The 19100-nt window shown below is 64.6% G+C and carries 21 protein-coding genes; 15 read left to right on the forward strand and 6 right to left on the reverse strand.

Annotated features, from left to right (window positions below; translation table 11 throughout):
• Nucleotides 1-3: 3 nt before the first annotated feature.
• On the reverse strand, nucleotides 4-588 hold the full coding sequence (locus WIMU1_RS12990) for an amino-acid N-acetyltransferase (RefSeq protein WP_084248233.1): 585 nt from the start codon (nucleotides 586-588) through the stop codon (nucleotides 4-6).
• Nucleotides 589-735: 147 nt separating this feature from the next.
• Between WIMU1_RS12990 and pgsA the strand changes: the two genes are divergently transcribed.
• The 8 genes from pgsA to WIMU1_RS13030 all read left to right on the forward strand — a co-directional run bounded on the left by pgsA (nucleotide 736) and on the right by WIMU1_RS13030 (nucleotide 6500).
• Entirely contained in the window at nucleotides 736-1398 is a 663-nt protein-coding gene (gene pgsA, locus WIMU1_RS12995; protein WP_062798535.1) for a CDP-diacylglycerol--glycerol-3-phosphate 3-phosphatidyltransferase, read from the forward strand.
• Between the two features lie 274 nt (nucleotides 1399-1672).
• Nucleotides 1673-2002 carry a helix-turn-helix domain-containing protein gene (locus WIMU1_RS13005; RefSeq protein WP_023959688.1) on the forward strand — a complete coding sequence of 110 codons (330 nt, stop codon included), beginning with the start codon at nucleotides 1673-1675 and terminating at the stop codon, nucleotides 2000-2002.
• Nucleotides 2003-2086: 84 nt separating this feature from the next.
• The gene (gene pspA / locus WIMU1_RS13010; protein WP_023959686.1) at nucleotides 2087-2890 is read left to right on the forward strand and encodes a phage shock protein PspA; all 804 of its coding nucleotides are present in this window, start codon (nucleotides 2087-2089) and stop codon (nucleotides 2888-2890) included.
• 111 nt (nucleotides 2891-3001) lie between these two features.
• Nucleotides 3002-3175, forward strand: a complete 174-nt coding sequence (locus WIMU1_RS26395) for a hypothetical protein (protein ID WP_169805145.1) — start codon at nucleotides 3002-3004, stop codon at nucleotides 3173-3175.
• 21 nt (nucleotides 3176-3196) lie between these two features.
• The gene (locus WIMU1_RS13015; RefSeq protein ID WP_062797869.1) at nucleotides 3197-4360 is read left to right on the forward strand and encodes a glycosyltransferase; all 1164 of its coding nucleotides are present in this window, start codon (nucleotides 3197-3199) and stop codon (nucleotides 4358-4360) included.
• Nucleotides 4361-4382: 22 nt separating this feature from the next.
• A complete protein-coding gene (locus WIMU1_RS13020) occupies nucleotides 4383-4577 on the forward strand; it encodes a DUF3046 domain-containing protein (protein WP_023959680.1) in 195 nt (64 codons plus the stop codon).
• 239 nt (nucleotides 4578-4816) lie between these two features.
• A complete protein-coding gene (gene recA / locus WIMU1_RS13025; protein ID WP_030163447.1) occupies nucleotides 4817-5857 on the forward strand; it encodes a recombinase RecA in 1041 nt (346 codons plus the stop codon).
• 13 nt (nucleotides 5858-5870) lie between these two features.
• On the forward strand, nucleotides 5871-6500 hold the full coding sequence (locus WIMU1_RS13030; protein ID WP_245969034.1) for a regulatory protein RecX: 630 nt from the start codon (nucleotides 5871-5873) through the stop codon (nucleotides 6498-6500).
• A 3-nt stretch (nucleotides 6501-6503) separates the two neighbouring features.
• On the opposite strand, the gene WIMU1_RS13035 is transcribed toward WIMU1_RS13030, so the two are convergent.
• Genes WIMU1_RS13035 through WIMU1_RS13050 form a run of 4 tightly spaced genes read right to left on the reverse strand, consistent with a single transcriptional unit; the run spans nucleotide 6504 to nucleotide 9815 of the window.
• Nucleotides 6504-7370 carry an amino acid ABC transporter permease gene (locus tag WIMU1_RS13035; RefSeq protein WP_062797871.1) on the reverse strand — a complete coding sequence of 289 codons (867 nt, stop codon included), beginning with the start codon at nucleotides 7368-7370 and terminating at the stop codon, nucleotides 6504-6506.
• A complete protein-coding gene (locus WIMU1_RS13040; protein WP_030163440.1) occupies nucleotides 7367-8050 on the reverse strand; it encodes an amino acid ABC transporter permease in 684 nt (227 codons plus the stop codon). Before WIMU1_RS13040 ends, WIMU1_RS13035 begins: the two co-directional genes overlap by 4 nt.
• Entirely contained in the window at nucleotides 8047-9060 is a 1014-nt protein-coding gene (locus tag WIMU1_RS13045) for a glutamate ABC transporter substrate-binding protein (RefSeq protein WP_062797873.1), read from the reverse strand. The genes WIMU1_RS13040 and WIMU1_RS13045 overlap by 4 nt, the downstream gene beginning before the upstream one ends.
• Before the next feature lie 26 nt (nucleotides 9061-9086).
• Complete coding sequence (locus WIMU1_RS13050) at nucleotides 9087-9815, reverse strand: amino acid ABC transporter ATP-binding protein (protein ID WP_062797874.1); 729 nt, start codon at nucleotides 9813-9815, stop codon at nucleotides 9087-9089.
• 214 nt (nucleotides 9816-10029) lie between these two features.
• On the opposite strand from WIMU1_RS13050, the gene miaB reads away from it, so the two are divergent.
• Nucleotides 10030-11553, forward strand: a complete 1524-nt coding sequence (gene miaB / locus WIMU1_RS13055) for a tRNA (N6-isopentenyl adenosine(37)-C2)-methylthiotransferase MiaB (RefSeq protein WP_120802740.1) — start codon at nucleotides 10030-10032, stop codon at nucleotides 11551-11553.
• Nucleotides 11553-12188, forward strand: coding sequence for an Rv2732c family membrane protein (locus WIMU1_RS13060; protein WP_062798537.1), 636 nt, complete (start codon nucleotides 11553-11555; stop codon nucleotides 12186-12188). Before miaB ends, WIMU1_RS13060 begins: the two co-directional genes overlap by 1 nt.
• Before the next feature lie 55 nt (nucleotides 12189-12243).
• Here the strand turns inward: WIMU1_RS13060 and WIMU1_RS13065 are convergent, their stop codons facing one another.
• Nucleotides 12244-13620 (reverse strand): DUF349 domain-containing protein, encoded by a 1377-nt coding sequence (locus WIMU1_RS13065; protein ID WP_062797878.1) that lies wholly within the window; start codon nucleotides 13618-13620, stop codon nucleotides 12244-12246.
• Between the two features lie 195 nt (nucleotides 13621-13815).
• Here WIMU1_RS13065 and WIMU1_RS13070 point away from each other — a divergent pair, with 195 nt between their 5' ends.
• The 5 genes from WIMU1_RS13070 (at nucleotide 13816) to WIMU1_RS13090 (ending at nucleotide 19063) form a co-directional block, all read left to right on the forward strand.
• Nucleotides 13816-14526 (forward strand): class III extradiol ring-cleavage dioxygenase family protein, encoded by a 711-nt coding sequence (locus tag WIMU1_RS13070; RefSeq protein WP_147431387.1) that lies wholly within the window; start codon nucleotides 13816-13818, stop codon nucleotides 14524-14526.
• Nucleotides 14514-15434 (forward strand): tRNA (adenosine(37)-N6)-dimethylallyltransferase MiaA, encoded by a 921-nt coding sequence (miaA, locus tag WIMU1_RS13075; RefSeq protein ID WP_245969033.1) that lies wholly within the window; start codon nucleotides 14514-14516, stop codon nucleotides 15432-15434. Before WIMU1_RS13070 ends, miaA begins: the two co-directional genes overlap by 13 nt.
• A 27-nt stretch (nucleotides 15435-15461) precedes the next feature.
• Nucleotides 15462-16352, forward strand: a complete 891-nt coding sequence (dapF, locus tag WIMU1_RS13080; RefSeq protein ID WP_062797881.1) for a diaminopimelate epimerase — start codon at nucleotides 15462-15464, stop codon at nucleotides 16350-16352.
• Between the two features lie 45 nt (nucleotides 16353-16397).
• Nucleotides 16398-17834 (forward strand): GTPase HflX, encoded by a 1437-nt coding sequence (gene hflX / locus WIMU1_RS13085; protein ID WP_030163423.1) that lies wholly within the window; start codon nucleotides 16398-16400, stop codon nucleotides 17832-17834.
• Nucleotides 17835-17920: 86 nt separating this feature from the next.
• Nucleotides 17921-19063, forward strand: coding sequence for an acyl-CoA dehydrogenase family protein (locus WIMU1_RS13090; protein WP_023959665.1), 1143 nt, complete (start codon nucleotides 17921-17923; stop codon nucleotides 19061-19063).
• Nucleotides 19064-19100 lie beyond the last annotated feature (37 nt).

Raw genomic sequence — 19100 nt, forward strand, 5'->3', positions numbered from 1 at the left:
CTTTCAGAGGTTGGCGAGCATTCGGGTGTTGCCGAGTGTGTTGGGTTTTACGTAACTGAGGTCCAGGAACTCCGCGACGCCGGCGTCGTAGGAACGGCACATCTCCTCGTACACCTCGGCGGTCACCGGTGTGCCCGCGATCTCGGAGAAGCCGTGTTTGGCGAAGAAGCTGGTCTCGAAGGTGAGGACGAACACCCGGGAAAGCTGCAACTCGCGGGCCATGCCCATCAGTCGGCTGACGATCTGATGGCCGATCCCGCGCCCCGCGTAGGACTTGTCGACCGCGACCGTGCGGACCTCACCGAGGTCTGCCCACAAGACGTGGAGTGCGCCGCAGCCGACAACCGTGCCATCGATCTCGGCGACCCAGAACTCCTGGACGGCCTCATAAAGGGTCACGAGATTCTTCTCGAGCAGAATCCGCCCGGCGTACTGATCGATGAGTTCCTTGATGCGGGGTACGTCAGACGTGCGGGCACGGCGCACGCTCACGTCGCCTCGCGAAACGGGGGAATCGTGGTGACCGGCAAGGTCGGCCGGTCCAGATGTCGCGGCATGCTCGTGTGCCGAGCTGTCGTGAGGTGCCATGGATGAACAGTAATACGCGGGCACACCGGGGCCGGTGGGCCGCCGTCCGGACCGGGCCGATACCCACGGCCCTGGGTGGCGGGGCCTCCGCCTATCCTGTGGTCGTGGGCATTGGGCAATTCTTATCACCGGAACCAGGTGCAGCCCGTGGCTGATCGTTTACGACGGCAGGTGAACGAGCCGGAGCCCGACCCGATCTCCGATCCGGTCAGCACTGATGTGCCCGTGTTGAACCTGGCCAATGTGCTGACGATGTTCCGCATCGTTCTCGTCCCCGTATTCGTCGTGGTCCTGTTCATCGACGACGGCGACAACCCGTGGTGGCGGACGATGGCGTGGGGCGTGTTCGCCCTCGCCGCAGTGACGGATCACTACGACGGTCGTATCGCCCGTCAACGGGGCCTGATCACGGACTTCGGCAAGCTGGCCGACCCGATCGCGGACAAGGCGCTGATCGGTTCGGCACTGATCGGGTTGTCTGTGCTGGGTGAGCTCCCGTGGTGGGTCACCATCGTCATCCTCGCCAGGGAACTGGGCATCACCGTGCTCCGTTTCTGGGTGCTGCAACATGGCGTGATCCCGGCGAGCCGGGGCGGAAAGCTCAAGACGCTGCTCCAGGCCATCGCGATCGGACTGTTCATCCTGCCGCTGCCCGGGCCGCTGCAGTGGCTGGCGATCGCCGTCATGGCTGCCGCGCTGGTGGCGACCGTCGTCACCGGGGTCGACTATGTCTGGCAGGCGCTGGCGAAGCGGGCACAGCGTCGCCGTGACGCAGCTGCCGCGCGCCGGACCGACCGAACCGGTAGGTGAACCGCGGGTTCGTCGTCGAGCCGGCGGATGGGTGCATCTCGCTGATCGCCCCGGGGCTTGGCCGATCGTCGATGTGGCCGGGTGGGAATGGCTTGTTCGGCATCGGGGTTCTACCGGTGTCGCTACGCGGCGATCGCCGGGATCTTCGTCTAGTCTCGACCACACGGTCGACGGACGAAGCGCTCGGGAGGATCTGCTGCACAGCGCTCCGCGGTTCGGGAACGGATTCGGCCCGTGCGGCGTTGGACTGACTGACGTGTTGAGGAGGACTCATATGGCACTGCTCCTGCGGGAAGCACTCGGTGGCAGCCTACGGCGGGTCCGGATGGATCAAGGCCGTACGTTGCGTGAGGTATCAACCAGTGCCCGGGTCAGCCTGGGTTATCTGTCGGAAGTCGAACGCGGCCAGAAGGAAGCGTCGAGCGAACTGCTCGCCGCCATCTGCGATGCGCTGGAAGTGGAGATCGCCGACGTGTTGCTCGATGTCCGCGATACCCTCCGCACCGGCCACGACCAGCCCACGACCCCGCCCACGCACACGACGATCGCCACCGAGACCAAGGTGGTCATCCCGCAGCCGGCATCGGCTCTGGCGGCTGCGTGATCGATGTCTTGTGCCACCGGGCCGGGCCAGACGATAGATTAGATCGAGACTGCTCGGATTCGGACTTCAAGACAAGGCGGGGCAATGGCTAACCCATTCGTGAAGGCGTGGAAGTACCTGATGGCGTTCGGCAACGCCAAGATCGACGAGAACGCCGACCCGAAGATTCAGATCCAGCAGGCGATCGAGGACGCGCAGCGTCAGCACCAGGCGTTGTCGCAGCAGGCTGCGGCGGTCATCGGCAACCAGCGCCAGTTGGAGATGAAGCTGAACCGCCAGCTCGAGGACATCGAACGCCTGCAGGCCAACACCCGTCAGGCGTTGACGCTGGCCGACAAGGCCGCCGCCTCCGGCGACGCCGCCAAGGCGACCGAATACACCAACGCCGCAGAGGCTTTCGCTGCCCAACTGGTCACCGCGGAACAGAGCGTCGAGGACCTCAAGGCGCTGCACGACCAGTCGCTGCAGGCGGCCGAACAGGCCAAGCGCGCGGTGGAACAGAACTCGATGACGCTGCAGCAGAAACTCTCCGAGCGCACCAAGCTGCTCAGTCAGCTCGAGCAGGCCAAGATGCAAGAGCAGGTCTCGGCATCGCTCAACCAGATGAGTGAACTCTCCGCCCCCGGCAACACGCCGAGCCTCGACCAGGTGCGGGACAAGATCGAGCGACGCTACGCGAATGCACTGGGGTCGGCCGAGTTGTCGCGCAATTCGGTCCAGGGCCGGATGCTCGAAGTGCAGCAGGCCAGCGTGCAGATGGCAGGACACTCACGACTCGAGCAGATTCGCGCGTCCATGGCGGGCGAATCACTGGCTGCCGGAGACTCGGCCGCGACGCCGGCCGTCGACCAGGCGAAGACGAACATCGAGAAGCCGCAAGCCAACTGACGTCTCCGGGGTCAGGGTAGTCCCTGAACTTCCCCCCATCTTGGTCGTTTTCGACTGACATCGGAACCGAGCACTGGCACCGTTGAGGTCACTCGGACGACAGGAGATGTCATGTGGTGGAAAGTTCTTCTAGCGATACTCGTGGTGTGGCTGGCCTTCGGGCTGATCATGGCCGTGGTGAAGGGTCTGCTCACGGTGCTCGTGATCGGGCTCGTCGTGATCGGGATCGTCGCGGTGATCAAGTGGGCAGCTTCTGACAAGAGTTCGACCAAGATCGGTTCGTGATCGGCGGTACGGGGGACACGCGTGCGGGCAGCTCTGGTGGCAGGCTCTGACGCCGGTCATGCCTTTCCGATGTTCGCGCTGGCGGAGTTGTTGCAGGACAACAACATCGAAGCGGTGGTGTACACGGGTTCGCAGTGGATCGAGAAGGCAACCGCTCGCGGCCTCGACGTCCGAGAGCTCCCGGGTCTGACGGCGTCGGCTGCTGACGACGACACCGATGCGGGTGACAAACTCAGTGCACGCGCGGCGCGGATGAGCCTGCAACTGGCGCCGGTGCTCGCCGAACTCGAACCCGATCTGGTGGTCGGCGATGTCATCACCGTGTGTGGCGGCTGGGCCGCCGAGACGATCGGTGCCCCATGGGTGGAACTGTCTCCCCATCCGCTGTACCAACCCTCGGTGGGGCTTCCCCCTGTCGGCAGTGGCCTGGAACCTGGCACTGGCCTGTTCGGCAGGGTGCGTGATGCGCTGATGCGCGCGGCCACCGGCCGATCCATTCGAGTGGGACAACAACAGCGTGCGGCCGCCCGGGTGGGCATCGGGCTCGATCCCGCGCAGCCGCATCCGGGAGCGCGGCTGATCGCCACCCTTCCGGCGCTGGAGGTGCCCCGCCCGGACTGGCCCGACGGAGCCGAGGTGGTCGGCCCCCTGCTGTGGGAACCCACCGACGCCGTCTTCGCACGTCCCCCCGGTGACGCCCCGTTGGTTGTCATCGCACCGTCCACCGCGGTGACCGGTTCGGCAGGTCTGGTGGAGGCGGCGCTGGCTGCGCTCGACCCGCGCGTACTGGGACGCCCGGTGCGGGTGGTGGTCTCGGGGCTCGATCCCGAGGTAGGTGATCTACCGTCGTGGGCTGTGGCCGGACACGGCAGGCAAGACGAGCTCCTCCACGACGCATCGCTCGTCATCTGCGGTGGAGGACACGGAATGCTGGCGAAGTCCATGCTGGCCGGCGTACCTCAGGTGCTCGTTCCCGGCGGCGGAGATCAGTGGGAACTGGCCCAGCGTGCCCGCCGATGGGGCAGTGCCGCGGTGGTCAGGCCCACCACCGTCGAGTCGTTGGCCGCGGCGTGCCGAAAGGTGCTGGACAACAAGTCATTCACCGACGCCGCCCGACGCGGCGCCCGGACCGGTGTCGACGTTGTCGACCCGGTCGCGGTATGTGTCGGTGCAGCGCGGTCCTGAAGGTTTCGCTACGCTCGGTCACGTGCGATTGACCGAATTCTCCGAACTCATCAGCACCGAGTTCGGGTCCACCACTGCGAATTCGATGCTTGTCGACCACGTCCTCACCGACCTCGGTGGCCGGACGGCTGCCGAAGCGCTTGATGCCGGCATCGATCCCAGAGATGTGTGGACAGCGCTGTGCCGGGACTTCGACGTCCCGCGGGAACGCTGGTAGCAGTACTTCATCTGCCCCGGCGTGTCGGATGTCCGGGTGGTTGACTCGAACAAGCGTTCGCCTAGAGTGGGTGGTGTTCGACGCGAGGACGGGAACGTCGAGATCCGGGATTGTCAGAGGGCTGATCTAGCGTGACGTCAGTGCGCAAAGAGATGCCGAATACGCGAAAGAAAGCCCGATCCCGCCAGACCGGCGGCACCACCACCGCCGACAACTCGGCGCAAACACTAGGGGAAACCATGGCAGCCCAACCAGACCGCGAAAAGGCCCTCGACCTGGCATTGGCCCAGATCGACAAGAACTACGGCAAGGGCTCGGTGATGCGTCTCGGCGAGAACGCCCGCCAGCCGATCGCCACCATCCCGACCGGCTCGATCGCGCTTGATGTCGCACTCGGCATCGGAGGTCTCCCGCGAGGCCGCGTCGTCGAGATCTACGGGCCGGAATCGTCGGGTAAGACCACCGTTGCGCTGCACGCGGTCGCCAATGCACAGGCCGCCGGTGGCATCGCGGCGTTCATCGACGCCGAGCACGCCCTCGACCCGGACTACGCACAGCGACTGGGAGTCGACACCGACGCGTTGCTGGTGTCACAGCCGGACACCGGTGAGCAGGCACTCGAGATCGCTGACATGTTGATCCGGTCGGGTGCTCTCGACATCCTTGTCATCGACTCGGTCGCGGCGCTCGTGCCGCGTGCGGAGATCGAGGGCGAGATGGGCGACAGTCACGTCGGTCTACAGGCGCGGTTGATGAGCCAGGCACTGCGGAAAATGACCGGTGCCATGAGCAATTCGGGCACCACCGCGATCTTCATCAACCAGCTGCGCGAGAAGATCGGCGTGATGTTCGGGTCTCCTGAGACCACCACCGGTGGTAAGGCGCTGAAGTTCTACGCATCGGTCCGTCTGGATGTGCGCCGGATCGAGACCCTCAAGGACGGTACCGAGGCGGTCGGTAACCGCACTCGCGTCAAGGTCGTCAAGAACAAGGTTGCCCCTCCGTTCAAGCAGGCCGAGTTCGACATCCTGTACGGCCATGGCATCAGCAAAGAGGGTTCGCTCATCGACATGGGCGTGTTGCACGGCTTTGTCCGCAAGTCCGGTTCCTGGTTCACCTATGAAGGTGAACAGCTGGGCCAGGGCAAGGAGAACGCTCGTAAGTTCTTGCTCGAGAACACCGAGGTGCGTGACGAGATCGAGAAGAAGATCAAGGAAAAGCTCGGGATCGGCGCTGTCCTGACCGAGGATGCCGTCGCGCCGGCACCGGTCGAGTTCTAGGACGCCGATTCAGGTGAACAGGCCTGCGGGAGAGGACGTCCACGAGAGCACCGCCGAGCTGCGGTCCGCGATCGCCGACATCCTCTCCCGCAGGTCTGTCCCGGTCGATCCGCCTGCGACGCAACCTGCTCCGGAGAGTTCCGGCGACCGCACCGCCACCACCGCATCGGCTTATGACGCCGCATTGCGGTTACTCGGCGTCCGCGCACGGAGTCAGGCAGAATTGCGCAAACGATTGCACGACAAAGATTTTGCGCCCACCGAGATCGAATCGGTGATGACTCGGCTCGCCGCGGCCGGTCTGCTCGACGATGTCGATTTCGCCGAGCAATGGGTGCATTCCCGACACCGCCACAGCGGCAAGGGACGCACTGCTCTACGGCACGAGCTCCGGCAGAAGGGCGTCGCCGACACCGTGATCGAACACGCCCTCGATCAGATCGACGACGACGCCGAACGCGAACGGGCAGCAGACCTGTTGCGCCGCAAAACGTCTCGCCTGACAGCCGAAGACATCGCTGACCGGGCCCAGCGGGACAAACACGTTCGGCGACTGGTAGCGATGCTGGCCAGACGTGGGTACGCACCGTCTCTCGCCATGAGTCTGGTGAACGAGGAACTGAACCAGCTCACTGCCGAGTGAAGATCAGACGGCAGCAGCTTGTTCGTCCACTTTCACATCTGCGACCGGTCCTCGATTCTTGCCTTCCCTCAATCTCCGCTCGATGACGGTGGCCAACGTGGAGAGCCCGAAGTTCAGCAGGATCATCACGGCGGCGACCACCACGAGGGCCGGCAGATAGTTGCCGTAGAACGATGCCGACTGGATCCCGGACCGGACCACCTCGACATATCCGATTGCGTATCCGAGTGCACTGTCCTTCAGAGCGATGACCATCTGCGATATCAGTGCAGGCAACATGGCAGTCACCGCCTGCGGAAGCAAGACCAGTCGCATGGTCTGTGATTTGCGCAGGCCGAGTGAGTTCGCCGCCTCGAGCTGGCCGCTCGGTAGCGATGTGATGCCTGCCCGCAGGATCTCTGCGATGACAGAGCCGTTGTACAGCGTCAGTCCGGTCACCACGGCAGCGAAGGCCAGGTCCTCGGCTGGGAAGACGGCGTATTCGGCAAACAGGTAGTAGGCGAAGATCATCAGGATGAGCACGGGTATGGCCCGGAAGAACTCGACCACCGCTCCGCTGAGTCCGCGAATCGCACGGTGATCGGACAATCGGCCGATACCGAGAACCGCGCCGAGCAGTAGAGCCAACACGATCGACAGAACCGCAGCGGAGAGTGTTCCCCACAAACCGGGCAGCAGGTAGGTGGTCCACGTGTCCGGTTCCAGGAACGGCTTCCACTTCTCGCTGGTCAGCTGCCCGTTGCCGGCCAGTGCCACGATCACGTAGATCGCGATGGCGAGTAGCACCACCGCGAATCCGACGGCGATGAGCTGATTGCGACGCCGTGCCCTGGGCCCCGGAGCGTCGTAGAGAACTGTTGCACTGCTCATCGCTTGACCGCCAGACGCTTTGCGAGGAAACCGAAGACATATCCCTCGGTGAGGGTGATCACCATGAACCCGATCGCGATGATGACGAAGATCCCCACCACCTGATCGGCGTGATTCTCGATCTGTTCTTTCATCAGCAACGAGGCCTCGGCCACACCGATCGCCGAAGCGATCGTGGTGTTCTTGGTCAGCGCGATCAGCACGCTGCCCATCGGACCGATCACCGATCTGACCGCCTGGGGAAGCACGATGATCCCGAACACCTTGCTGAACGGCAGGCCGAGCGAGCGAGCCGCTTCGGCCTGTCCGAGTGGCACGGTGTTGAACCCCGAACGCAGCGTCTCGCATACGAACGTGGACGTGTAGAGCACAAAGGCCAGGACGGCGAGCCAGAAATTGTTGTTGGTGATGAACTCGTCGTTCTCCTGGGCCAGCTTCAGCCCGAGATTTTGGTACAGGCCGACCGAGGCAAAGATGACGATGAGCGTCAGCGGAGTGTTCCGGACGATGTTGACGTACCAGGTTCCGAACACACGCATCACGGGGACAGGAGAGACCCGCATGCCGGCCAGAACGGTGCCCCAGATGAGGGATCCGATGGCGGAGTAGAAGGTGAGTTTGAGCGTGACCCAGTAGGCAGGCCACAGCTGCGGTCCGATGTCGGACCAGAGTTCACTCATGACAGCTCCGCCGGGCATGGGGTGGATGTCGACTCGAGGAAGCCGAGGTCTCCTGGCACCGGGGTGAACTGGTACTTGGAATCGGGACCCTGCGCACGCTCGATCATCGAATCGACTTCGCCGTCGCCGATCTCGTCACGCAACGCGATCTCCCAGGCCGACTCGCCGCCGTCGGCAGGCTTTGTCAGCATCGACTCGAGTGCCTCGTTCACCGCCGTCACGGATTCGGGATAGTCCTTGGGCATCCCGATGCCATATCGCTCGGTCGAGAACGGGGTACCGGCCTTCTTGAGCGATTTCTTCCCGCTCGAGGTCACACACGCGTCCTTGGGGTACGTCATGTCGACGATCTTGAACTCATCGGGGAAGAAGTCGGAGAACCCGGCGAGGATGGCCTCGTCGGTGGTGAGGGCGTCAACCTTGTTGCGGCGCAGAGCCTCCACACAGGACGAGTACGAGTCGTATTCCTGCAGCTGGATTTTCGGCAACTGGTTCTTCACGTTCTGGGCCGAGGTGGAGCCTGTCACCGAACACAGCTTCTTGCCTTTGTTCAGATCCGTGAGCGTGGTGATGCTGTCGTCGTCCTCGCGGACCAGCAGCCCCTGGTAGTTGATCAGATAAGGACCGGCGAAACTCACCTTCTTCGAGCGGGCCGCGTTGATCGAGTAGGTGGCGGCGATCATGTCGACCTCACCGTTGTCGATGAGCGTCTCGCGTTGAGCCGACGGGGTTTCCCGCCATGTGATCTTCGGCTTCTTCCACCCGTTGGTCTGCGCGATGGTGTTGACCACGTACTCGGACACCGCGACATCGAATCCGGTGAACGACTTGTCGGGGTGTCGCAGACCCAGGCCGGGCTGATCGAACTTGGTGCCGAGGATGACCGAGCCGCTCTCGATCGATTCCATGAGGTTTCGCGGGCTGGTGTTACCGCATGCGGTGAGTGCTGTGCAGAGCACCACGATGGCCAGGGCCGGTAGCAGGATCCAGTGTTTCGAGTTCTCACGCATGGTGCGCTTCCTCGTTGGCGCCGGCTTCAATGGCCGAGGATCTTGCCGAGGAAGTCACGGGCGCGCCCGGACTCGGGCCGGGTGAAGAACGACTCGGGATCGGTGTCCTCCACGATGGCGCCATCGGCCATGAAGACCACTCGGTCGGCCGCCTTGCGGGCAAACCCCATCTCGTGGGTGACGACCAGCATCGTCATGCCCTCTTTTGCGAGTGAGACCATCACGTCGAGGACTTCGTTGACCATTTCCGGGTCCAGAGCGGATGTCGGCTCGTCGAACAGCATGACCTTGGGATCCATCGCCAGTGATCGTGCGATGGCAACGCGCTGCTGCTGTCCGCCGGAGAGTTGCGCCGGGTACTTGTCCTTCTGGCTCGCGATGCCGACTCGCTCCAGCAATTCCATCCCGCGCTTGTTCGCCGCAGCCTTGTCCTTGCCACGCACCTTGATCGGTGCCAGCGTCACATTGTCGAGAATTGTCTTGTGCGCGAACAGGTTGAACGACTGGAAGACCATTCCGACGTCGGCGCGCAGGGCGGCGAGCGCCTTGCCTTCGGCGGGCAACAACTTGCCGTCGATACGAATCTCGCCGCTGTCGATCGGCTCGAGCCGGTTGATCGTGCGGCACAGGGTGGACTTGCCCGATCCCGACGGACCGAGGATGACCACAACCTGACCGGCGGGCACCTCGAGGTCGATGTCCTTGAGCACGTGGAGGTCGCCGAAGTGCTTCTGCACGTCGCGCAGAGCGATCATCGGTGGGGCGGTCTGTGTGGCGGCCGGCCCGTCGGGGTGAGGCGCGGACGAGCCCGCTCGAGGTGCTGTCATAACTGTCGACCTTAAGGTGCCGGTGTCGGCGAGCAGCGGGGGACCGGGAACATCGCCGGCGGAAGGGGTGGATCGCCGCAGCTCAGCCGCCAATTTCACCTGGTCTGATGGGCCAAGTACCCTGGTAGGAGTGACAATCTCGATGACGGATCCGCAAACCGGGCACCCCGACACCATGGGGCGCTCCTACCAGGTCCGCACCTACGGCTGTCAGATGAATGTCCACGACTCCGAGCGTATTTCCGGTCTCCTCGAAGAGGCCGGTTATGTCCGCGCATCCGACGATGGTGATGCCGACCTGGTGGTCTTCAACACCTGCGCCGTCCGGGAGAACGCCGACAACAAGCTGTACGGCAACCTCTCGCATCTGGCACCGGTCAAAGCGAGTCGTCCCGGAATGCAGATCGCTGTCGGCGGCTGTCTTGCCCAGAAGGATCGCGGCACCGTCCTGGAGAAGGCCCCGTGGGTCGACGTCGTGTTCGGAACACACAACCTCGGATCTCTGCCGGTGATGCTCGAACGCGCTCGCCACAATGCGCAGGCCCAGGTCGAGATCATCGATGCACTGGAGGCCTTTCCGTCCACCTTGCCCGCCAAACGCGAGTCCGCGTATTCGGGGTGGGTGTCGATCTCGGTCGGTTGCAACAACACCTGCACGTTCTGCATCGTTCCGGCTCTTCGCGGCAAGGAGGTCGACCGCCGGCCCGGAGACGTCCTCGCCGAGGTGCAGGCGCTGGTGAACGAAGGGGTCGTCGAGGTCACCTTGCTCGGCCAGAACGTGAACGCCTACGGAATGTCGTTCGCCGATCCGGATCTGGGACGCGATCGGGGAGCATTCGCCGCGCTGCTTCGTGCCTGCGGTGACATCGAGGGTCTCGAACGTGTGCGGTTCACGTCGCCGCACCCCGCAGAATTCACCGACGACGTGATCGAGGCGATGGCGCAGACCCCGAACGTCTGTCCCCAACTGCACATGCCGTTGCAGTCGGGTTCTGACCGGATCCTCAAGGCGATGCGCCGCAGCTACCGCAGCACAAAGTTCCTGGGGATCATCGAGCGGGTGCGGGCGGCGATGCCGCACGCATCCATCACCACCGACATCATCGTCGGATTCCCCGGTGAGACCGAAGAGGATTTCCAGGCGACCCTCGACGTGGTCGCCGCGGCCAGATTCACCAGCGCGTACACCTTCCAGTATTCGCCCAGGCCGGGGACACCGGCGGCCGACATGGCCGACCAGGTACCCAAACATGTGGTGAGTGAGCGCTATATGCGGCTGACGGACCTGCAGGACCGGATCTGCCTGCAAGAGAACCAGAAGCTCATCGGGGCGCCGGTGAAGGTCCTGGTGACCGCCGACGGCCGGAAAGATCAGGGCCGGATGACCGGCCGTGCGCGCGACGGCCGGCTTGTCCATTTCGTCACCGAGGGCGACACCGTCCGTCCTGGCGATCTGGTGGACACGGTCGTGACCGGTGCGGCACCGCACTATCTGCTGGCCGATGACGGTATCCGCGGCCATCGGCGTACCCGGGCCGGCGACGCGCACGCGGCCGGTACCACCCCCCAAACCCCGCCGATCGGAGTCGGACTCGGTCTGCCGCCGATCGGGAAGCCTGTCGAAGCGCCGGTTGAATCTGCCTGTGGCGCAGGATGCGAGCTCTGATGACCGAGAAGAAAAACGGACCGGACCCAGCGGGTTTCGATCAGTTCAAGGGCGATCTGCGCAAGGCCGAACGCAAGGTCGCCGGCGAGATCGACCCCGGGGCCCGCGCCGTGGTGGTGGCGGTTGCGGTGCTGGTGGCGATTCTGTCCTTCGTCCTGCCCCACACCGGGTCCGTGACCGGCATCGACGTGATCACGTTCAGCTCGGACGCGGCGGCCGAACGGGTGACCATCACCTCGCGCGTGTTCGTGATCCTGCAGCTGGTCTTCGGGATCGGTTTCTCGGCGCTCGCGCTGCTCACCCGCCGATGGGTCTTCGCCTGGATCGCCCTGTGTGGCAGTGCGGTGTCCTGTTTCGCGGGTCTGCTGGCATGGTGGTCGCGCAACACTCCGGGAGTGTCCGGAGAAGAGCCGCCCAGCGGCGTCGGCATCGGCTTGATCATCGGATGGGTGGCGATGTTCGTGATCACCTTCCACTGGTCGCGCGTGGTGTGGGCCCGTACCAACTACCAATTGGCTCTCGAGGCGCAGCGTCGTGACGAGGCCGCGGCCGAGGAAGAGCGGGCGCTCGCGCTACAGCGGCGAACATCCGAACGCCGGCGTGAAAGCCGTCGCTCAGAGGGCGACGACCTCTAGCAAGCCGCCGGCATCCGTCGGGCCCGCCGGCATCCGTGAGGATGCCAGGTCGACGTCAGTCCCCGATGGCGCCTTCGGCAGCACGCGCCCATTCGCGCCACTGTTCGGCCTGTTCGCGTAGCTTGCGTGCATCCTTGCTCTTGCCGTTGGCTTCCGCCTTGGCAGCCTGATCCTCGAGCTGGGCCACGCGGTCGGCGAATTGCTGTGCACGCGCCTTCACTGCGGGATCGGTGCGCTGCCACTGAGCGGACTCGGCGTCGCGAATCCGCTTCTCCACAGCCTTGATCCGTGCCTCGAGGGAGTGCATCTGTTCGCGCGGCACCTTGCCGATCTCGTCCCACTGGTCCCGGATGGTGCGGAACTCGCGACGAGCCGCCTCGAGATCTGCTTGCGGATCGATGGACTTCTCGGCCCGCGCAAGTAGTTCGAGCTTTGCCTTCGCGTTGGTCTCGAACTCGGCATCGCGATGTGACGACGCGGCGTTGCGGGCGCTGAAGAAGACATCCTGGGCGGCCTTGAACCGCGCCCACAATGCGTCGTCCTGGTCGCGTGGTGCGCGTCCGGCGGCCTTCCACTGGGTCAGCAGGTCGCGGAACTTCGCTGCGGTGTCGGCCCATTCGGTCGACGACGACAAGGCCTCGGCCTCGACGATCAGCTCTTCCTTGCGTGAACGGGCGCCGGCGCGTTCGCGGTCCATCTCGGCGAAATGTGCACCGCGACGGCGGTTGAAGGTGTCACGGGCCTTGGAGTAGCGCTTCCACAGCTGGTCGTCGGTCTTGCGGTCGACGCCTTTGATGGTCTTCCACTCTTCGAGGATGACCCGCATGCGGTCGCCGGCAACTTTCCATTGGGTCGACTCCGACCCGATCTGCTCTGCTTCGGCGGCGAGTTCTTCTTTGCGGGCGACGGCCTTTGCACGGGCTTCGTCCCGGTCGTGTTTGACCTTTTCGGCGGCGCCGTCCGCGCCGTCGATGATCAGCTTCAGTCGCGATGCGACGGCATCGACGTCTCCGATGACCGCTGCCGTGGGCAACGTGTCGAGTAGTGCGGCCGCTGCGGTCTTGGTCTTGCGGGGATCACCGGTACCGGCGTCGAGGCGCTCCTCGAGCAGCTCGACTTCGACCACGAGGTCGTCGAATCGCCGACCGAAGTGCGCCAGGCCTTCGGCGGCTGTGCCCGCCTGCCACGAGGCGATCTGGTGTTCGCCCTCGGAGGTCTTGAGCCACACGGCGCCGTCATCGTCGATACGCCCGAACTTCGAGGGATCCGACGCGGGACGTATCACCTCCGCAGGCGCGGGGTGGACCTTGGCCGGGGGGTGCTGACCGGGGCGCGGGCCCGGTCGCGGGCCGGGCCGGGGACCAGGCTTGGGTCCCGGGGCGGGCGCCGGTGTCTCTGGTGCGGCCGGTGCGGGCGTGTGCTGCTCGGTCATCTCAGTACCTAGTTCCTGCCGCGCGACACGGCTGCCAGTTGCGTTTGTCTGCCGGCGGTGAACGGTCTCCACACCCGGGTGGCGGCGCACCGCCTCTATCATTGAAGCAGGTCACCGGCTTGTGTGTGGACACTCGTGGACAATCGGCCGGTCGGGCGCATTCTGGGTTCACGCGCGTCGGCTAGCGTGGCGCAGGTGTTGGTTGCCGCTGCATTTGTCCCGGGCGCGCCGGTATTGGTGCCAGAACTGTCCGGGCCGGCGCTCTCGGAGGTCGCACCGGTGCGGGCCGCGGCATTCGACGTCTGTGGACAACTCGCCGAAATGTGTAGTCGCTGGGTACTTGTCGGTGCCGGAGACCCTCGACGTGAGATGTCTGCGCGGGGAACCCTGGCGGGTTTCGGTGTCGATGTGGCAGTGGAGTTGGTCCCGGGTTCTGATGAGCCGACTGATGCCGGCATGCCCACCACAGTGTTGATCGGGGGATGGCTCCGGACCCGGACGGCTCCACATGTTGCGCTCACGGTGGAGGTCGTCGACCCGGCTGCGCCCGCGCAGTCGTGTCTACGGCAAGGGTTCGACCTACGGCAGCGGCTCGCGTCGGCCCCGGAGCCTGTCGGTCTGCTCGTGGTGGCCGACGGTGCAACAACGATCACCGAGAAGTCGCCCGGTGGGCAGAAGCACGGTGCGGTCGAGTTCCAGGACATGATCGACGACGCGCTCGCAGCGGCCGACCACAACACGATCTCGGGGCTCGACGCATCGCGGTGTGCCGAGTTCGGCGTCGAGGGCAGGGCAGCGTGGCAGGTGGCATCTGGAGCCTTTGCCGGACCATCTCTGGCGTCCGAGGTCCGCTACGCGGGGGCGCCGTTCGGCGTGGGTTACACGGTGGCCTGGTGGAACACGTGACCGCCGGGACGAAGCCCATCGCGGTGATCGGGCCCACGGCCAGTGGCAAGTCCGACCTCGCGCTCGATCTGGCGGTCGAGCTGGGCGGGGACATCGTGAACGTCGACGCGATGCAGCAGTACCGGGGGATGGACATCGGTACGGCCAAGATTCCCGTGCACGAGCGTCGCGGGATCACTCATCATCAGATCGACGTCCTCGACGTCACCGAGACGGCGACCGTCGCCAGGTATCAGCAGGCCGCCCGCGAGGACATCGAGCGTCTCCTGGCGCAGGGGCGAACGCCGGTGGTGGTGGGTGGATCGATGATGTACATCCAGGCACTCCTCGACGACTGGAACTTCCCGGCCACTGATCCGGCCGTCCGACGGCGCCACGAAGACGAACTGGAGCGAATCGGGACACGAGCAATGCATGACCGGCTGGCGCAGGTGGATCCGGAAGCCGCCCGGCAGATCCTGGACACCGATGGTCGCCGGATCGTCCGGGCGTTGGAAGTGGTGGAGCTGACGGGTCGGCCCTTCGCCGCGTCGGCTCCGACGATCGGTGACCCCAGGTGGGACACGACGGTGATCGCACTCGATCGCGACACCGCAGAGCTCGACGAGCGGATCGAGCGACGCACTAGTGCGATGTTCGGTTCGGGCTTCGTCGACGAGGTGGAGACACTGCTGGCGGCCGGCCTCCGGGATGGTGTCACCGCTGCTCGCGCCATCGGATACGCACAGGTCATGGCAGCCATCGACGGGGAATACGACGTGGCCCGCGCGCAGGAGCTGACCTTCATCGGTACGCGGCGTTACGTACGCAGGCAACGGTCCTGGTTCCGCCGTGACCCTCGTATCCACTGGCTCGACGCCTCGTCGCCGGACCTCACGGGTCAGGCGCTGCGCGCGGCAGGCAGATGAGGAGGTCGGGCGCGTATCGTTGACAGAATGTTCGCACGCGTCGATTTCGTCAAAGGGCACGGCACACAGAACGATTTTGTGCTGTTGCCCGACCCCGGCGTGCAGTTGGACCTCACCCCGGAGTTCGTCTCGGCGCTGTGTGATCGTCACCGTGGCATCGGGGCGGACGGGGTCCTCCGGGTCGCCACAGCCGGGGCACTCCGCGACGCGGGTGTGCTCACAGCGCTCGGCGCCGGCATAGCCGACGACGATTGGTTCATGGACTACCGCAACGGCGACGGCTCGATCGCGGAGATGTGTGGCAACGGTGTCCGGGTGTTCGCGCATTTCCTTGCCGCGCACGAGCTCGTGTCCGAACGCTCCTTCACCGTCGGGTCGCGCGCAGGTGCGCGGCCGGTGACGGTGCACGCTGTGACGGGTTCGTCGGCCGACGTCACCGTGAACATGGGCCCAGCCCGTCTCGGCGTCGACAGCAAAGCCCAGATCGACGGCCGGCGGTACGCCGGGGTGTCGGTGGATGTCGGCAATCCCCATCTGGCGTGCGTGGTCGACGGGTTGACGCCGCAGGATCTGGCGGACATCGATCTGTGCGGGTCGATCACGTTCGACAACACAGTCTTTCCCGATGGTGTGAACATCGAGCTGATCACCGCACCGTCGGCAGGCGCTGCGGACGCCGTGGACGCCGAGATCACGATGCGGGTCCACGAACGCGGAGTCGGTGAAACCCGCAGCTGCGGTACCGGAGTCGTCGCCGCCGGCGCAGCTGCTCTGCGGTTCATGGGAAGGTCCGAGGGGACGGTACTCGTCAACGTTCCCGGGGGTCAGATCACGGTGACGGTCGATGACGAGAACACAACGCTGCGCGGCCCGTCGGTACTCGTCGGCGCCGGAGTGCTCAACGAGGGATGGCTCTAAAATCGGTATGCACCACACCTACCCGAGTGTCACCATGGTGATCTCATGACCGAAAACAACAAAGCCGGCAACGACCAGCGCGACGCGCCGACGATCGGCGAACTCCAACTCGACGAACGCAGTTCGCTGCAGCGCGTCGCCGGTTTGTCCACAGAGCTCACCGACGTCACCGAGGTCGAGTACCGCCAGCTGCGACTCGAACGGGTTGTCCTGGTCGGGGTCTGGACGCAGGGCAGCACCACTGCGCAGGCCAATTCGAGTCTCGCCGAACTCAAGGCCCTCGCCGAGACGGCAGGGTCGGAAGTTCTCGAAGGTCTCATCCAGCGTCGTGAAAAGCCCGACCCGGCAACCTATATCGGGTCCGGCAAAGCTCACGAGCTGCGTGAGATCGTCTTGGCCACCGGCGCCGACACCGTCATCTGCGATGGCGAGCTGACCCCTGCTCAGCTGACTGCTCTGGAAAAAGTGGTCAAGGTCAAGGTTGTCGATCGAACTGCGCTGATCCTCGACATCTTCGCCCAGCACGCGACGTCGCGAGAAGGCAAGGCGCAAGTCGCGCTGGCACAGATGGAGTACATGCTCCCGCGGCTTCGTGGCTGGGGTGAATCCATGTCCCGGCAGGCGGGTGGCCGTGCCGGCAGCAATGGCGGCGTGGGACTGCGCGGACCCGGTGAGACGAAAATCGAGACCGACCGCCGACGGATCCGCGAACGCACAGCGAAACTGCGGCGCGAGATCCGCGAGATGAAGACGTCACGAACCACCAAGCGCGCCAAGCGAAAGCAGGCTGCCGCGTCAGCGGTGACCATTGTCGGGTACACGAACGCCGGCAAGTCGAGTTTGATCAACGCGTTGACCGGATCGGGCGTGCTGGTCCAGAACGCATTGTTCGCAACCCTCGATCCGACAACCCGTCAGATGTCCCTCGAGGATGGCCGTGAACTGGTCATCACCGACACCGTCGGATTTGTCCGGCATCTGCCCACCCAGCTGGTCGAGGCCTTCCGTTCGACCCTCGAGGAAGTCGCCGACGCCGATCTGCTCCTGCACATCGTTGATGGTTCGGACCCGGTTCCGACCGACCAGATCATGGCGGTGCGGAAGGTGATCGAATCAGTGCTCGAGGAGGAGAAGGCAACAGCTCCGCCCGAACTGCTCGTGATCAACAAGATCGATGCGGCCGACCCGTTGGTACTGGCACAGCTCAAAGGGCTGTTCCCGACAGCCGTGTTCATCTCGGCGGCCACCGGCGAGGGCATCGACGTACTCCTCGATCGCATCCGGGAGTCGGTGGCCAGGAATGACGTGCACGTCAGTGTCCGGGTGCCGTATGAGCGTGGCGACCTCGTGTCCCGGATCCATGCCGAGGGTGACGTATTGACCGAACGTCACGAGGCGGATGGGACTGCGATCACCGCCACGGTGCCTGCCGCGCTGTCGCGCCAGCTGGCATCTCTGGCCATTCCCGAGTCAGCCGAATAGCCCTCCGAACTGCAGCTTTGGGCCAGATGTAGAATCCGGTTACAGTTGGATATCCAACCAATGCCACCTGTAATGGAGACCTGACGATGGAACGCACCCTTTTCGAGCCCGAGCACCTTCTCTTCCGCGATTCGTACCGGAGCTTCCTCGAACAGCACGTGGCGCCGAACCACGAACGCTGGGAAGAGCAGAACCTGGTGGACCGGGATGTCTGGGTCGAAGCAGGCAAGAACGGATTCCTCGCGGTGGAGGCGCCCGAGGAGTTCGGCGGCGGGGGAGTCGACGACTTCCGTTACAACACCATCATCGACGAAGAGACCGTCCGCGGCGGCTACAGCGGTATCGGCTTCGCGCTGCACAACGACGTGGTGGCGCCGTACCTGCTCGACCTCTGCAATGACGAGCAGAAGGCACGCTGGCTGCCCGGCTTCGTCTCCGGTGAGCTGATCACCGCGATCGCGATGACCGAGCCCGGCACCGGGTCCGATCTCCAGGGCATCAAGACCAACGCCAAGAAAGACGGCGACAACTGGGTGCTGAACGGTTCCAAGACGTTCATCACCAACGGCATCAACGCGGACCTCGTCATCGTGGTGGCCCGCACCGACCCCGAGGCCGGTGCGAAGGGGTTCAGCCTGCTGGTGGTCGAGCGCGGTATGGAGGGATTCGAACGCGGCCGCAATCTCGACAAGGTCGGGATGAAGGCGCAGGACACCGCCGAGCTGAGCTTCGACAACGTCAAGGTGCCCGCCGAGAACCTGCTGGGCGAGGAGGGCATGGGCTTCATCTACCTGATGCAGAACCTCCCGCGCGAGCGCCTGTCGATCGCTGTTGTGGCGGCCGGTGCCATGGAGTCGGTTCTCGAGACGACAATCCAGTACACGAAGGACCGCAAGGCATTTGGTCGCCCGATCGGTAGCTTCCAGAACTCGCGGTTCCTGCTCGCCGAACTGGCGACGTCCACCGCTACCACCCGTGTGTTCGTCGATCGGTGTATTGAACTGCTGAACGAGAAGAAGCTCACCGTTCCGGACGCGGCGATGGCGAAGTACTACGCCACCGAGAACCAGGTCCACCTCATCGATCGTTGCCTGCAACTGCACGGCGGCTACGGCTACATGCGTGAGTACTCGGTGGCCAAGGCCTTCCTCGATTCACGCGTTCAGACCATCTACGGCGGCACCACCGAGATCATGAAGGAAGTCATCGGCCGAAGCCTCGGGGTCTGAGTACGAGTTTCAGAACTACGCGAAGTGGGGTGCACCG

Origin of the sequence: Williamsia muralis NBRC 105860 (genome assembly GCF_001598915.1) — a bacterium.
Classification (GTDB): Bacteria; Actinomycetota; Actinomycetes; order Mycobacteriales; family Mycobacteriaceae; genus Williamsia; species Williamsia muralis.